This window comes from Salinisphaera sp. Q1T1-3 (assembly GCF_003602005.1).
In the GTDB taxonomy this organism is placed as follows: Bacteria; Pseudomonadota; Gammaproteobacteria; order Nevskiales; family Salinisphaeraceae; genus Salinisphaera.
Genome location: NZ_QZWD01000009.1, coordinates 110,201 through 125,866 on the forward strand (window position 1 = coordinate 110,201; position 15,666 = coordinate 125,866).

The 15,666-nt window shown below is 63.0% G+C and carries 11 protein-coding genes; 10 read left to right on the plus strand and 1 reads right to left on the minus strand.

Going from position 1 to position 15,666, the window contains the following annotated elements; translation table 11 throughout:
• Window positions 1-116: 116 nt before the first annotated feature.
• The 6 genes from D3260_RS10225 to D3260_RS10250 all read left to right on the plus strand — a co-directional run bounded on the left by D3260_RS10225 (window position 117) and on the right by D3260_RS10250 (window position 6,785).
• Window positions 117-1,652, plus strand: coding sequence for a class I adenylate-forming enzyme family protein (locus tag D3260_RS10225; protein WP_120098496.1), 1,536 nt, complete (start codon window positions 117-119; stop codon window positions 1,650-1,652).
• Window positions 1,649-2,470, plus strand: coding sequence for a fumarylacetoacetate hydrolase family protein (locus tag D3260_RS10230; RefSeq protein WP_120098497.1), 822 nt, complete (start codon window positions 1,649-1,651; stop codon window positions 2,468-2,470). The genes D3260_RS10225 and D3260_RS10230 overlap by 4 nt, the downstream gene beginning before the upstream one ends.
• 30 nt (window positions 2,471-2,500) lie before the next feature.
• Window positions 2,501-4,255, plus strand: a complete 1,755-nt coding sequence (locus tag D3260_RS10235) for an acetyl-CoA carboxylase biotin carboxylase subunit (protein WP_120098498.1) — start codon at window positions 2,501-2,503, stop codon at window positions 4,253-4,255.
• Entirely contained in the window at window positions 4,252-5,148 is an 897-nt protein-coding gene (locus D3260_RS10240; RefSeq protein ID WP_120098499.1) for a CoA ester lyase, read from the plus strand. Before D3260_RS10235 ends, D3260_RS10240 begins: the two co-directional genes overlap by 4 nt.
• Window positions 5,145-5,594, plus strand: a complete 450-nt coding sequence (locus D3260_RS10245; protein WP_120098500.1) for a MaoC family dehydratase — start codon at window positions 5,145-5,147, stop codon at window positions 5,592-5,594. Before D3260_RS10240 ends, D3260_RS10245 begins: the two co-directional genes overlap by 4 nt.
• A gap of 138 nt (window positions 5,595-5,732) precedes the next feature.
• Entirely contained in the window at window positions 5,733-6,785 is a 1,053-nt protein-coding gene (locus D3260_RS10250) for a zinc-binding dehydrogenase (protein ID WP_120098501.1), read from the plus strand.
• 366 nt (window positions 6,786-7,151) lie between these two features.
• Here the strand turns inward: D3260_RS10250 and D3260_RS10255 are convergent, their stop codons facing one another.
• Complete coding sequence (locus tag D3260_RS10255; RefSeq protein ID WP_120098502.1) at window positions 7,152-7,748, minus strand: TetR/AcrR family transcriptional regulator; 597 nt, start codon at window positions 7,746-7,748, stop codon at window positions 7,152-7,154.
• Window positions 7,749-9,182: 1,434 nt separating this feature from the next.
• Here D3260_RS10255 and D3260_RS10260 point away from each other — a divergent pair.
• The 4 genes from D3260_RS10260 (at window position 9,183) to D3260_RS10275 (ending at window position 15,647) form a co-directional block, all read left to right on the plus strand.
• A complete protein-coding gene (locus tag D3260_RS10260) occupies window positions 9,183-10,280 on the plus strand; it encodes a substrate-binding domain-containing protein (RefSeq protein ID WP_120098541.1) in 1,098 nt (365 codons plus the stop codon).
• A gap of 33 nt (window positions 10,281-10,313) precedes the next feature.
• Window positions 10,314-11,822, plus strand: a complete 1,509-nt coding sequence (locus D3260_RS10265; RefSeq protein WP_120098503.1) for an aldehyde dehydrogenase — start codon at window positions 10,314-10,316, stop codon at window positions 11,820-11,822.
• Window positions 11,823-12,174: 352 nt separating this feature from the next.
• Window positions 12,175-14,652 carry an ATP-binding cassette domain-containing protein gene (locus tag D3260_RS10270; RefSeq protein ID WP_199671454.1) on the plus strand — a complete coding sequence of 826 codons (2,478 nt, stop codon included), beginning with the start codon at window positions 12,175-12,177 and terminating at the stop codon, window positions 14,650-14,652.
• A complete protein-coding gene (locus D3260_RS10275; protein WP_120098504.1) occupies window positions 14,649-15,647 on the plus strand; it encodes an ABC transporter permease in 999 nt (332 codons plus the stop codon). The genes D3260_RS10270 and D3260_RS10275 overlap by 4 nt, the downstream gene beginning before the upstream one ends.
• Window positions 15,648-15,666: the final 19 nt, after the last annotated feature.

Below are 15,666 nucleotides of genomic sequence, written 5' to 3' on the forward strand. Positions count from 1 at the left end.
GCGCATGTCTCGACACGCGAATAGCGTCGTGCTAGCTTTAAAACTAGCGCTTGTTCGTTAATCGGTAATCGCATTCTGCCGATGTCACGTCAGGCGCCGCGAAGGAGGAGAAAACGTTGCGAACAATCAACGAATGGTTGCGTCTGAATCATCGTCGGTATCCGGCACGCGAAGCGCTGGTCGATGCGCGATGCCGACTGACGTTCGCCGAAACGGCCGAGCGCGCCTGGCAGCTCGCCCGCGGTCTACGGACGGCCGGCGTGGCCACGCACGACAATGTCGGCGTGCTGGCCGGGAACACCGTCTTCAATGCCGAATGCCTGTTCGGGATTGCCGCGGCCGGCGGCACCTATGTCGCCTTCAATTGGCGCTGGTCGGCCCAGGAGCTGGCGGTCGGGATCAAGACCGCCGAGGTCGATGTGATCCTGCTGGAAGAGCGGATGCTCGACAACGCCGAGCAGGCGCTGGCGATCCTCGAGGCCAGTGGCGACAAGCAGCCCACGCTGATCGTCGAAGGCACAGTGGTGGACAGACTGCGTACCGGCAGCGGCGTTCTCGAGGATATCGCGACGCCGGACAGTCCGCTGTGCATCATCTATACCGGCGGCAGTACGGGCACGCCCAAGGGTGTGATGATCTCGCATCGTGCGGCTGCGGCCAACGCGTTCAACGAGATGTATGACTGCGGGTTCGGTCGGCGGCCCGACGAGCGCGGCCTGATCCTCACGCCGCTCTTTCACTCGGCCGCGCTGCTGTGCTGGTTGGTTCCGCATTTCATCGCCGGTGCCACGAGCGTCATTGCCGACAAGTTCAACGACGAGACGGTGCTGGACTGGGTCGCGCGCGAGCGGATCACCAATACCTTCCTGATCCCGAACATGATGCGCCGGCTCATGCAGAACGGCGTCTTCGCCGATCCCGCGGTGCAGCGCCATCTCAAGGCCGTGCATACCGGCGCTGGTCTATTGCGCATGCCCGACAAGGAACGCTTCACCGCGTTGTTGCCCGAGACCGAGCTTTATTTTCGGTATGGCCTGACCGAGGCCGGGCCGATGGTCACGCGCCTGCAACCGCAATACATGCTGGATCCCGAGGCCGACGGCTCGATCGGGTCCGAATATCTGCTGGCCGAGGTGCAGCTCCAGGATGCCGACGGCAACGTGATGGGTCCGGGCGAGTCCGGCGAGATCTGTGTTCGCGGGCCGTCGCTCATGGACGGCTATTACAAGAACCCGGAGGCGACGGCCGAGGCGTTTCGCGGCGGCTGGCTGCACACCGGGGACCTGGCGACCGTGGACGAACGCGGTTTCTATTATTTCCGCGACCGGCTCAAGGAAATGATCAAGACCGGCGGCGAAAACGTGTATTCCGTCGAAGTCGAACAGGCCCTGCATCTGCATCCGGCCGTGCTCGAAGCCGCCGTGGTGGGGGCGCCCGACCCGGTCTGGGACGAGGAAGTCCGAGCGGCTGTCGTGCTGCGCCGCGACATGCACTGTGAGGTCTCGGATCTGTCGACGTTCCTGCGCGAGCATCTGGCTGGATACAAGATTCCGAAAAAGATCGTGTTCGTCGAAGCCGACCAGTTGCCGCGCTCGGCCGCAGGCAAGCTGGTCAAGTCTCAGCTCAAGACTGATATGGGGTGGAACGGATGAAACTCGCGACGTTGCGTACCGGGCAGGGCACGACGGCCGCCGTCGAGCGGGACGGGACTTTCCGAACCCTGCCCTTCGACGATGTCGGCGCCCTGCTGCGGACCGGGCCGGCCAAGATCGAAAAACAGATGGCCGCCGACGGCATCCCGGTCGACGAGGCCGATTTCGCACCGCTGGTGACCGCGCCCGGCAAGATCATCTGTGTCGGGCTCAATTATCGGACCCATATTCGCGAGATGAATCGCGAGCTGCCCACGCATCCCACGTTGTTCGCGAAATTCGCCGATGCGCTGATCGGCGCCAACGACGACATCGTGTTGCCCCCCGGCTCATCGGCGGTGGACTGGGAAGCCGAGCTGGCGCTGGTCATCGGCGAGACCGTCTCGCGTGCCACTGAACAACAGGCCGGCGAGGCGATCGCCGGTTTTACCGTGGCCAACGATATTTCCGCGCGCGATTTCCAGAAGTACACGCTGCAATGGTTGCAGGGCAAGACCTTTGACCAGACCACGCCGCTCGGGCCGACCCTTGTGACCGTCGATGAGACCGGGCTGGATCCGGATCTGTCTCTGGAATGCCGGGTCGATGACGTGCTCAAGCAGCAGGCCCGCACCAACGACCTGGTGTTTCCGCCCACCGCGCTCGTGCGCTACATCTCGGCGATCACCACGCTGCGCCCGGGGGACGTCATTCTCACCGGCACGCCGGGGGGCGTCGGCGCCGGGCGCGATCCCCAGGAATTTTTGTCCGAGGGTCGCACGGTCACCACGCGCATCGCCGGCATCGGCGCCTGTCACAACCTTTGTTCCGCGCGCTAAAACGGCGACGCACAAGAGATAAGAGGACCCATGTTTTCCAAGATTCTTGTCGCTAACCGGGGTGAGATTGCCGTCCGCATCATTCGCAGCTGTCGGTCGCTGGGGATCGAATCCGTGGCGGTGCATTCGGCGGTCGATGCGTCGTCGCTCCATGTTCGCGAAGCCGATACCGCCATCGATCTCGGTGACGGGCCGGCGAGCGAAAACTATCTGAATATCGAAAAGATCGTGGCGGCGGCGAAGGAAGTCGGCGCCGAAGCGATCCATCCGGGCTACGGTTTTCTGTCCGAAAATCCGGACTTCGCCTCGGCGATTGCCGAGGCCGGGCTGACGTTCATCGGGCCTTCGGCCTATGCGATCACGCAGATGGGCGGCAAGGTCGCCGCGCGTGAGCGGGCAATCGCCGCCGATGTGCCACTCGCCCCGGGCTCCGACGGCGCGGTCGCCGGCGCCGAAGAAGTCGAGGCCTTTGGCGCGGCACACGGCTATCCCTTGCTGATCAAGGCATCGGCCGGCGGCGGCGGCCGCGGCATGCGACGGGTCAACGATGCCGCAGAGGCCGCGGAGGCGTTCCGGTCGGCGGTTCAGGAAGCGAAATCGGCGTTCAGCAACGGTGAAGTCTATCTCGAGCGATACCTGACACACGCGCGCCACGTGGAAGTGCAGGTGTTCGCCGATACCCACGGCCGCACTGTCTACATCGGCGATCGCGACTGTTCGGTACAACGTCGCCATCAGAAGCTCGTCGAGGAATCACCCGCGCCGGGACTGTCCGATGATTTGCGCCGGGCGATGGGCGAGGCGGCCGTGCGGCTGGCCGAAGAAGTCGGCTATGTCGGGGCCGGGACTGTCGAATTCCTGCAGGAAGGCGATGCGTTCTATTTCCTGGAAATGAATACCCGTATCCAGGTCGAGCATCCCGTCACGGAGCTGGTGCACGGGGTTGATCTCGTCGCGGAACAGATCCGGGTGGCGGCCGGCGAGCCCTTGTCCATCGGTGACAACCTCGCGCCCAAAGGCGCGGCGATCGAGGCACGCATCAATGCCGAAGACGTCTCGGACGGCCAGTTCATCCCGGCGCCCGGGCCCGTCGACTCGCTCGAGGCGCCGGAGGGCGAAGGGCTGCGTTATGACACGGGCTATGTTGCCGGTGACACCATCCAGCCGTTCTACGACAGCCTCATCGGCAAGCTCATCGCCTACGGGCCCGATCGGGACACGGCGATCGATCGGTTGCTCGACGGCCTGGGCCGGCTGAAGATCGAAGGTGTGCCGACGACCATCCCGGCCATCGAAAAGATCATTGCTCACAAGGATTTCCGTGAGCTGCACTTCAGTACGCTCTGGCTCGAGTCCGCCGTCGACGAGATCCTGGCGGACAGTGAAGATCGTTCGGTCGTCGAGGTGGGCGGGCGTTTCTATATCGTGCCGGTGTTCGCCGACTACGTCGAAGGTGGCGGCTACCGGATGCCGGCGGCCGCGGCCGGATCGAGCCAGGAGCCACAGAGCCTGGCCGGGCGGACCGGTCGGGGGCGCTCGAAGAAAGAAGCGGTCAGTGACGGCACGGTCAAGGCCCCGATGCAGGGCAGCATCACCGAAATCAACGTGGCCGCCGGCCAGCAGGTCGACAAGGGCGAGATCCTGTTCGTCCTGGAGGCGATGAAGATGGAGAACTCGCTGGCTGCGCCGGTTGCCGGCGTGGTCGGTGCGATCGATGTCGAGGTCGGCCAGTCGATCGCTGCCGGCACCCTGCTCACGACGATTACCGAGGAGGGCAGCGCGTGACCCCTTATCGCTCTCTGCTGTTCGTCCCCGGTCACAAGCGCGACTGGATCGACAAGGCACTGGCCGGCGAGGCCGATGCCATCATCATCGATCTCGAGGACGCGGTCCCCGAGGATGCCAAGGACACGGCCCGGATCAACGCGCGCCAGGCGCTGGATGCATATGAGGGTCGCACGGGTATTCTGGTGCGCCCGAACGCGCTCGATACGCCGTTCTTCGGCCGGGATGTGGCAGCCGTTACACACGCCAATCTGTCGGCGTTTCTCTTGCCGAAACTGTTTGGCGCCGATGACATCGTGCGCTTCGACGGGTTGATCACGGCTGCCGAGATCGAGGCGGACATCGAGCGAGGCCGTGTCTCGCTCGTACCGTCTCTGGAAACTGCGGCCTCGTTGCGCGATATCGACAGCCTGCTGGCCGCGCCGCGGGTCGCCGGTGTGATGGCCGCCGCCGCGAAGAACGCGGATATCTCGCGCGCTGTCGGTTTTCGCTGGACCGCCGAGGGCACAGAAACCTTGTATCTGCGCAGTCGAGTCGTGCTCGCGGCCCGGGCGGCCGGTCTGTCCAACATCCTGTTGGGGCTCTGGCAGGACGTGAAGGATCTCGACGGCATGCGGCGTTTCGCCGAGGACAACTGCGGGCTGGGTTATACCGGCCAGGTGCTCATTCACCCGTCGCACGCGCCGATCGCCAACGACGCCTACGGGCTCGATGACAGTGCCCGCGAATACTACGAAGGGCTGGTCGAGGCGTTCGAGCAGGGTCGCGCGGCCGGCCACGGCGCGGTGATCTATCGCGGCGAGCACATCGATCTGGCCCATGCCAACCACGCGCGCGATCTTCTCGGCCAGGACGCCGCCGCGCTCGATTCCGAACAACGAGGTACGCCATGAGCGGCTTGTATTACGAAGATTTTGTCATCGACGACGTCATCAAGCACGAAGTCACCCGAACGGTGACCGAAACCGACAATCTGCTCGTGACGACGCTGACGATGAATGTCCAGCCGTTGCATCTCGACGAGGAATTCGCCAAGGACAGCCCCTTCGGAAAGCGTATCGTCAACAGCATTTTCACGCTGGGTCTGGTGACGGGGATTCCCGTCCAGGACACCACGCTGGGCACGACGCTGGGCAATCTCGAGTTCCGGAATATCGAGTTCCCGAACCCGGTGTACGTCGGTGACACGCTGCGCGTGGAGACCATGGCCCTGGACAAGCGCGAATCCAAATCCAAACCGGACCGGGGCATCGTCGGTATCGAGCATCGCGGCTTCAACCAGAACGACGATCTGGTCTGTGTCGTGCGCCGGACCGCGCTCATGAAACGCCGACCGTAAAGCTTGCGGGCCGCGCCTCGACGATGACATCGATGGCTCGCCCCGATACGGGCGGTGTCGTGTTGGTTGAAAACGTTGGCCGAACGTCAGTCGAATACTCTCGAAACGATACGAGAGAAAAGAAAAGGAGGAGAGAAAATGAAAGGTTATGTCTTTCTGGGTGACAAGGAAATCGACTTCGTTGAAAAACCGACGCCCACACCGGGTCCGGGCGAGGCGCTGATCAAGGAAAAGACCTCGGCGCTTTGTGGGTCGGATCTGCATGTCTATCGCGCGCCCAAGGCGTATCGTTCGAGTTGTACCCATACCTACACCGGGCACGAGCCGGTCGGCGAGGTCATCGCGGTGGGCGAAGGTGTGCAATGGCCGAAGGTGGGCGATCGGGTCGTCGGCTATCACGCGCTGGGTTGTGGCGAGTGCCGATATTGTCAGACGCGGGAATTCAAGAAATGTCCGCATAACTTCATCGCACCGCCGGATGACCCCGAACGCGTCGCGATGATGGAAAACCGGGACGGTTCCAACGCGGATCATTTCGTCGCGAAAAGCGGTCAACTGTTGCCCCTGCCGGACGATTTCAGCTACGAGGATGGCTCGGTGCTCTCCTGCAATTTCGGCACCGCGTGGTCGGCGATCAAGACCGGCAGCTGTTTCCCCGGCGGGACGATTGCGCTCTGGGGGCTTGGCCCGGTGGGACTGAATATCGTCCTGATCGCGAAGAAGCTCGGCATGCGGGTCATCGGCATCGATCTATCATCCGCGCGATGTGACTTCGCCCGCGAGGCAGGTGCCGACGAGGTCATCGACGGCAGCCAGACCGACGCAGTCGAAAAGTTGTTATCACTGACCGGGGGCGAGGGCGCCGACACGGTGATCGATACGACGGGCGCGGGTCCCGTGCACGAGCGTCTGGTCGAGGCCACCCGACTGGGCGGGCACATCGTGCTGGTCGGCATGGGACACGAGACATCGGTTGGTCCGGTGCCCGCGATCATCCTGCGACAGGTCACGATTCACGGCTCGTGGATCTATGACATCGCGGACTGGTGGCCGATGCTGGAATTCGTTCGCCAGCACGAGATTGATCTCATGTCCTGTGTCGAGGAAGTCGTGCCGATCAGCCAGTTCCCCGAAAAGATCGAGAAAGCCGACAAGGGCGAGTGCGGCAAAATCATCTTCCGCTGGGACTAGTTGATGTCGTCACAAGATAGGCAGCGGCGCTAGCGGCCAGGCGATGCCAAGCCAACGCATCGCGAGTGCGGCGCCGCCGGGCTACGTGAGCACGCGATAACGGGGTGGCCCCGTCCGGGCGCTGGGCCGGTTCGGGGTGTCCCCGCGAGCGGCACCATGAGGCTGTCGACCTCGTACAGTTCGTACGTAAACGACATTCGGCGACGGCGGGGCCGATGCCGTCACGATAGGCAAGAGAGTGTTTTCGCGTCTGGCGGCCTGAGCGGTCTGGCTTGCTGGAACCGCAATCGTCGACCGACCGCGACAGGGTCGGCAAACGCGACCGGCTCGATCCAGCCGGTCGCACTCTCCGTTGGGGAGAAACGGTCAGTTGTCGGAGAACACACCGATTTCGCGCAACGCGAATCGAGTATAGATTTCGACGATCTCCTCGAGTGACAGGCGCCCGTCGGGGCGATACCAGCTGGCGATATGCGTGGCCTGGGCGATGAAACTGTAGACGTGCAGCTTGGTGTCGATCGTATCGGCCAGGCCTGCCGCATCGGCGGTTTCGATGAGATCGCCGAGATAGGATTCATATTCGAGCCGTTTCTGCGTGATCGACGAACGGGCTTCTTCGGATAACGATTTGAGCTCGGTATTGCCGATGAAGACCTCCTGTGCACGCTCGGCGTGGAACGCCAGATGAGCCGCCAGGCCGGCACGCAGTCTTTCGATTGTATCCCCCTCGGCTGCCGCGACTGCTTCACGAACACGCTCATTGAGATCATCAATGACGCTGCCCATGATCTGTAACAGCAAATCTTCCTTGCTATCGATGTGGTTGTAGAGGCTGCCCACCTTGAAACCCGCCTCGAAGGCAATCTGACGCAGCGTCGTGGCATCGTAGCCCTGGGTGAAGAAAAGCTTTTTGGCAGCCTGCCGGATGCGCTTGGCGCTCTCCCGTCTTTTATTTGAAATCACGTGTGTCCCGACTCGGATGTATGGTTTGCCCGCTTCGTGCGCATCGCCGATGCATATCCCGGTAGAAGGCCTTGATCGCGGTTTTCCAGGCGTCTTATCGGACGCAATGTGCGGTTGCGCCTGTCATGAGTGAAATCGCTGATGAAAGAAACATGAATTATTCTAGGGCCTGTTGATGTTTCGTGCGAGTCCGCGCCAAGTGCTGTTTTGCGGCAAGACGAGGCGTAGTGCGCGCCGTGCTGTCATTCTGCACTAGCGGGCTACAACGCTGGATTGCCGCAAAAAAGCGTTTGTCCCTAAGGGTTGGGCCACAAATCCCGCCCTGCGGCGTTGCGAGTCTGGATCGTGGCACGCCACGATCGGCGACTCGCGCCTTGCCGGACACACGGCGGTCTCTCGACGAAAAGGCGCTCGAACGAAACATCAACAGACCCTGGCGCTTATCGATTGAATGTCGTCCAGATTGCGTCGCGCCGTTTCGCGAAATTAAAAACGCCGTGGTTTCGGTATCGCCAGGTAAGCGCGCAATGGCGATTTTTTACGCTTTCAAAGAGAAAGCCCTGAAAGTCATCTTTTCGGTCTGATTCCAGGGGGCTTTGCTGCCGATCGGGCATCTTTTCGAGTGGTTATGTATTGGGCAATGGACGCAGTATTTGATGTCCATCAATACCGAGCCAAAGCCGACGAAGCCGTCGGCTGTTTCAGCGCCGTCGACAATGGACACCGACGCCTGGGGTCTCGAAATTTAAATTTCAGATGTCCTTGGCCGCGACATGCATGCCTTCGTATCCTCGCGTCATTAGCCTGAAATCTTATCTGTTCTAACATTGGGTCAATAATCCCTGTAAATGCATCGATAATGCCGTAAAAATAAAAATACGGCGGCATTCGAGATGATGTGCTCGCCGAGCGGCGCGTTTCTATGAGCACTTCACCGCGCCTGCGGCGATGCGGCCGTCGCATCGATCGGCATCCGATGTGACCGAATATACGACCTTTGTCTGTTTGACAGTTTTCGAACTGCCACGCTAAAACAAAACGAACGTCAGTTCGTAAAACTGAGAAGCCGATTCCCATTGCTGGACTCTGGATTGTTCGCCCTGCGACATCGCGTTTCGTGGTCTCCGCCGTGCGAGAAAAAATCAGTAATTCGTGAATTCGTGAATCCGTGAATCCGTGAATCCGTGAAGCCGGACATCGGATCGCGGGTCCCGAAATCATCGGGCTTCTGGCGTGTCCGGCGGTGCGACATGCCGCGCCGGCTGTAAGAGCGGTTCTCTTTCGAGATCACACGCGGCCGGATATAGACGTCGCCGGCAGAAGAAAAAACGAGTACCGCCGAGGAGATGCGATGCGGTGGTCTGCAGCAAGGAAACACAAGCGACGGCCTGCCCAGGCGGGGCGCGCAATACAAGAATGATCAAGGAGGAGAATATGAGCCGATTCAACGTGCGCTGTCTTGTCTTGCAGCTGGCCACCAGCTGTGTCCTGACCATGGCCAGTCTGACTGCCGTGGCTCAAGAGCCGGCCAAGGTCGATCAAGGGATCGATATCAAGCCCTTGTGTGGCAGTCAGCCGATCCGAGTGGCGCTCGTGGACGGATACGGCGGTGATACCTGGCGCAAGACAACGGTAGCCGAACTCAAGGACGAGGCGTCGGCATGCGACAACCTCACGATCGCGGGCTATACCGACGCCGGTGGCAATCGCCAGGCCTATAACGCGGCAATCAACGGCTATGCCGCCCAGGGCTACGAGATCATTCTGGCCTTCACGGACTTCGGAGAAGCCGCGATTCCGGCGTATCGGCGTGCCAACGGCAACGGTACGACGATGGTGCCGTACTTCAATCAGTTGTCCGGTCGTCCGGGCTTCGATTACGCGGTCAACCCGTATCAGGATTCCTACGCGATTGGTCAGACCTACGCGCAATGGATGGCCAAGGCGCTGGATGGCCAGGGCAACGTGCTCATGCTCGGTGGCCCGGCCGGCGCAACCTCGTCATCGATTTTCCTCAAGGGATTCAAGAAAGGGCTGGCAGCACATCCCGGCCTCAAGTTGCTGGACCAGAACTTCATCGCGACGAACTGGAACCCGGCCGACGCGCAGAAAGCTGCCGCCGGCCTCATCGCGAAGTACGGCGACCGGATCGACGGTATCGCCTCGGATTTCGGGGTGACGGCGTTGGCCACGGCCAAGGCATTCCAGCAATCGGGCACGCGGATGCCCGCGCTGGCGACAGTGGCGAGTAACAACGAGCTCAACTGCCTGTATCGGCAATCCGTCAAGAACGGCAACGGCTGGAAGTATCTCGCGCTCGACGGGACCACTGCCGATATCCGGTTCGCGCTTCGCCAGGCTCTGGCGGCCCACAACCACGTCGACATCGACGAACCGCTCGGGGTGGTGCCCTACGTCTACGCCGATAGCACGACGAATACGATGCCGGCGTGCTCGAAGAGCGCACCGCCCGATGCCGATCTCTCTTCGCTACTGCCCGAGAACAAGCTCGAAGCGCTGTTCTCGCAGTAATTCATTCGATCCCCCAAAGCAGACTGAAGACCTATGCGTAATCATTTCAACTTCGACAAGCCGCTCGAACATGTCAGTGATGCGACCCGTCAGTTTCTCGGGAAATCGCATCAGCTGCTCATCGGCGGCGCATGGCACGATCCGATCGACGGTGGCCGTCGCGATGTGTACGACCCGGGCAGCCGTCAGGTGATTGCCAACGTGGCCGATGGCAGCGCTCGCGACATCGAGGCGGCCGTGGCGGCGGCGCGCAAGACGTTCGACGAGAGCAGCTGGCCTCAGACCAAGGCGGCGGCCCGGTCGCGGCTGCTGTGGCGTATCGCCGAGCTGATCGACGAGCACGCCGTGCAGCTCGCCGAACTCGACACGCTGGACGAGGGATCGCCCTATGGCGTGGTCAAGGGCGGCTATATCGCGGCCGCGGCCGAGCATTTCCGTTATTTCTCGGGCTGGGCCAGCAAGATCGGCGGCGACACGATGCCGGTTGGCCTACCCGGTGAGTGGCATACCTATACCACCCGCGAGCCTGTCGGCGTCGTGGGGCAGATTCTGCCGTGGAACGTGCCGTTTCTGATGATGGCATGGAAGCTCGCGCCGGCGCTGGCAGCGGGCAATACGGTTGTCGTCAAGCCGGCCGAGGATACGCCGCTATCGGCCTTGCTGTTCGCCGATATCGCGCGCGAGGCCGGCGTGCCGGATGGCGTGATCAATATCGTGACCGGTGACGGCAAGGCCGGGGCGGCCCTGGTCGAGCATGGCGACGTGGACAAGGTCGGTTTCACCGGCTCGACCGCGACCGGCAAGGCCATCGTGCGGGCCTCGGCCGACAATCTGAAGCGGGTGACCCTGGAACTCGGCGGCAAGAGCCCGGTGTTCGTCTTCCCCGATGCCGATATCGACGCCGCGATTCCGCAGGTCGCCGAGGCGGTTTATCTCAACAGCGGCCAGGCCTGTAGCGCGGGTACGCGGCTGTACATCCATGAGGATGTCTACGACCGCGTGATCGAAGGCGTGGCCGAATATTCCAAGGGGCTCAAGCTGGGCCACGGCCTGGATCCGGAGACCAATCTGGGGCCGATCGTCTCGCAGAAACAGTTCGACCATGTCAACGAACTGCTCCAGTCGGGCATTGCCGAAGGGGCACAGGTCGTGGCCGGTGGCGATCCCGGCATGGACGGCTATTTCGTGCGCCCGACCCTGCTGGCCGACGTGACGCCGGATATGCGGGTCTACAAGGAAGAGATCTTCGGCCCGGTGATCAGCGCCATGAAGATGACCACCGAGCATCTCGACGAGCTGGCGCGCGAGGCCAACAACACGCCGTACGGCCTGGCCGCGAGTATCTGGACCAAGGATCTGACCGTGGCCCATCGGCTGGCCGCCCGGATCCGTGCCGGCACGGTCTGGATCAATGCCCACAACATGATCGATCCGGCGATGCCCTGGGGCGGTTTCAAGCAGTCCGGCTGGGGCCGCGAGATGGGTGAGGCAGCGCTCGATGTCTACACCGAGACGAAAACGGTCGCAATGAAGCTCGATTGAGCTTTCGCAAGGCAAGGCGTCTCGCACGAGACGCCTTGCCATCCGGCCCGCGCCGCGTGGGCCGGACTGATCGACAGCGAACAACAGGCGTCCGGTGAATGACCGGGTGCTGCTTTCGAGACCGACGGCAGAGCCACGCGCTCGTCAGCGGCCTTGCAAGGGGGAGGCACATGCAAGACAACACGCAGAACATCGTGACACGGTCCGGCAATGTCGGCGATGCCCAGACGTCGCGCGTCAGCGATCGCCAGCATCGTGCTGCGGCATGACAAGCCCCGACCACGCCATGTCATCGGCCTCGGGGCATCCGTCGAAGGCGGGCCGGTCCGGCGGGCGGGATGACGAGGTATCCATGACGACAGACCACCGGCTTCTCGAAATGCAAGGCGTTTCGAAACAGTTCCCGGGCGTCCGGGCTCTCCACGACATCACCTTCGATGTCCGCGCGGGGGAGGTGCACGGGCTCGTGGGCGAGAACGGCGCCGGCAAATCGACGTTGATGGGCGTGGCCTCCGGCGCGCTCGTTGCCACCGCCGGCCAGGTGCAAATCGATGGCCAGCCGGTGTCGGGCCAGCCGGATCGGGCACGAGAGCTGGGCCTGGCCATCGTGCGTCAGGAACCGGCGTTGATGCCTGATCTGTCGGTGGCCGAGAATCTGTACTTGGGCATGCCACGCGCGCGTCGTCCGTCCCTGTCCGGCCTGAACGACTGGGCCCGGGACCTGCTGAAACACTGGAGTGACGACGTCGCCATCACGCCTCGGGATCAGGTCGTGACGTTGAACCCGGAGCAGCGTTTCATCGTCGAGATCGTCAAGGCGCTGGCCTGCGAGCCGAAAGTGCTGGTACTCGACGAGCCGACCGAACATCTGGCCGCCGAAGACGTCGAGCGGCTGTTCGCGCGGGTCCGTGATGTCACGGCACGCGGTACGGCGGTGATCTATATTTCGCATCGCATCCGCGAGGTTCAGAAAATATCCGATCGCTTGACGGTCCTGCGTGACGGCGAAGGGCAGGGCACGTTCGAGGCCCGCGGGCTCTCGGAGGATCGGATCGTGTCGTTGATCGTGGGCGGCGAACTGGATCGGACCTTTCCGGCCAAGGCCGTCGACGGCGACCGCGCGACCGTGCTGTCCACGCGCGACTTCTCGGGCCCGGGTTTCTCGCATGTCGATCTGGACGTGCGCGCCGGCGAGATCCTCGGGTTGGCCGGGATCGATGCCAACGGCCAGCGTGAATTCATGCGCGCCCTGGCCGGCATTCATCGCGGCACCGGCGATGTACGCCTGCAGGGCAAGCCGATCGGTATTCGCTCGGCCCGCCAGGCCCGCTCGCATGGCATCAGTTATCTGCCGGGCGACCGCCATCGCGAGGGTATCTTTGCCGAGCTGCCGGTCCGCGAGAATTTTTCGATTCGCAGTCTCGGCCGCGACGCAACGGCCGGCCTCGTCAACGGGCGTTGCGAGCATCGCCGCGCGACGCAGGCGATCCGCCAGTTCGCGGTCAAGACGCCGCATGCAGAGACGCCGATCCAGTCGTTGTCCGGGGGCAACCAACAGAAGGTCGTGCTCTCGAGTGTCCTGGCCGCCCGGCCGCAGGTCTTGCTGATCGACGAGCCGACCCAGGGCGTCGACGTGGGCGCCCGTGCCGAGATTTACCGGATCATCCGTGAAACCGCCGACAGCGGCGTGGCCGTCATTGTGGTCTCCTCGGATGCCCAGGAAGTGGCGGGGCTGAGCGATCAGGTCGCGATCTTCTCGCGTGGCCGAGTGGTCGAGACGCTGTCCGGCGAACGCGTCAGCGAGGATCGCATCACGGCATCGGTGCTGAAGTCGACCGAACAGCGCGACAAGGATTACAAGACCGTTGGCCGGTTCTGGAAATGGGCCGCCGGCAACAGTGCGCCACTGGCGATGGTCGGTCTGGCGACCGTGCTGCTCGGCGCGGTCGCCGGGCTGTCGAATCCGTATTATCTGTCGGGCGGCAATCTCAACAGCATGCTGACGCTGGCCGCCACGCTTGCCCTGGTCGGTTACGGGCAACAGCTTTTGATGATGGTCAGCGGCATCGATCTGGCTGTCGGCCCGTTGATGGGCCTGTGTCAGATCGTGGCGTCGTTCTTCGTCCTGCAGGAACTCGGCCTCGGGGCTCACTTTCTGGGCTGGATATTGTTGCTGCTGGCCGCCATCGCGGTCGGGGTTGTCAACTGGTGCCTGGTCGAGGGCCTGCGCATGCATCCGATGGTCGCGACCCTGGCGACCTACATGGCGGTCCAGGCGGTTTCGCTCATTCTGCGGCCGGTGGCCGACGGGATGATCGACGGCGACGTGATGATCGCGCTCGGCGCCACGATCGGTGTCGTGCCCTGGACATTCATCGGCGCAGTCATCCTGGCCCTGGTCATGGAGTTCGGCCTGTATCGATCCGGGCTGGGCGTGTCCATGCGCGGGCTCGGCTCGCGCCAGGAGGCAGCGCGGACCGCGGGTATCCGGCCGAAGCATGTGCGGCTTCTGGCGTATGTGGGGTGCTCGGTATTCGCTGGCCTGGCCGCGGTCACCATGATCGCCCAGGTCGGCATCGGTGATCCCAACGCCGGTCTGACCTACACCCTGAGTTCGATCGCGGCGGTCGTGATCGGTGGCGCCAGTCTGTTCGGCGGGCGCGGGTCTTTCATCGGCGCGCTGCTGGGCGCCCTCTTTATCGTGCAGGTGAATTCCGTGACCGTATTCATCGGACTGAGCCAGGAGTGGAAGCAGTATCTCCTGGGCTTGCTCATCATCGCGTCCGTCGCGTTGTACTCCAAAAGCCGTCAGAAGGTGGTACCGGTATGACGACAGCCGTGCACGAAACCGCGCCCACGTCCCATGGTGGCGGCCTGTCCCGTCTGTCAGCAGGCCTGTTCAACGAGTTCTCGTGGATCTGGGCCGCGCTGATCGTGCTTTTCGGGGTCTGCAGCGTCGTCACGCCGGGTGTCGTGCGTCCGGCCGCGCTCGGCTCTCTGTTGCCGTTCGCCGCGATTCTCGCGATCGCGGCGGTCGGCATGACGGTCGTGATCCAGCAGCGCGGGCTCGATATGTCCCTGCCGGGCACGATGACGCTTGCCGGCCTGCTCTTCGCCAAGATCGGCTTTTTAACCGGTTCGACGCTGCTGGCCGTGCCGCTCACGCTGATGATCGCGCTGTTCATCGGCACCGTGAACGGCCTGCTGGTGGCCCGGGTGAATATTGCGCCGATCGTCACCACCCTGGCGACCAACGCGATTCTTCTGGGTGCGGTCCGCACGGTTTCGGGCGGCAGCCCGATGTCGGCGCCATCGACGTTGGCAGCGTTCTCTCACAGCACGGTGCTCGGGATACCGATGACGCTGCTCCTGGCGCTTCTGTTCATCGTTTTCATCAGCATCGTCACGAAACGATCGATCGCCGGGCGACGGTTTGTCGCGGTCGGACAGAACCCGGCGGCCGCGGCAGCCGCGGGCATCCCGATTCTGCGGTACCAGGTCGGGACCTATGCCGTGGCCGCGCTGTGCTTCGCCGTGGCTGGCATGCTGTTCACCGGTTTCATCGGCTCGGCCTCGCAGACCGCGGGTAACGATTATCTGTTACCGGCCATCGCGGCTGTCGTCGTCGGCGGTACGCCGTTCAGCGGTGGGCGCGGCAGCGTGATCGCGAGCGGCGTGGCGGCCTTGTTCATGTCGTTGCTCGGCCAGATGGTGCTGGCACTGGGCGCCGAAACCTCGGTCCAGCTCCTGGTTCAGGCCATTGCGATCGTCGTGGCCGTGACCGCGCGCTATCTCCCCGATATGTGGCGCGCGATGCGCGGGTGATGTGCGGCGGTTGCCTGCG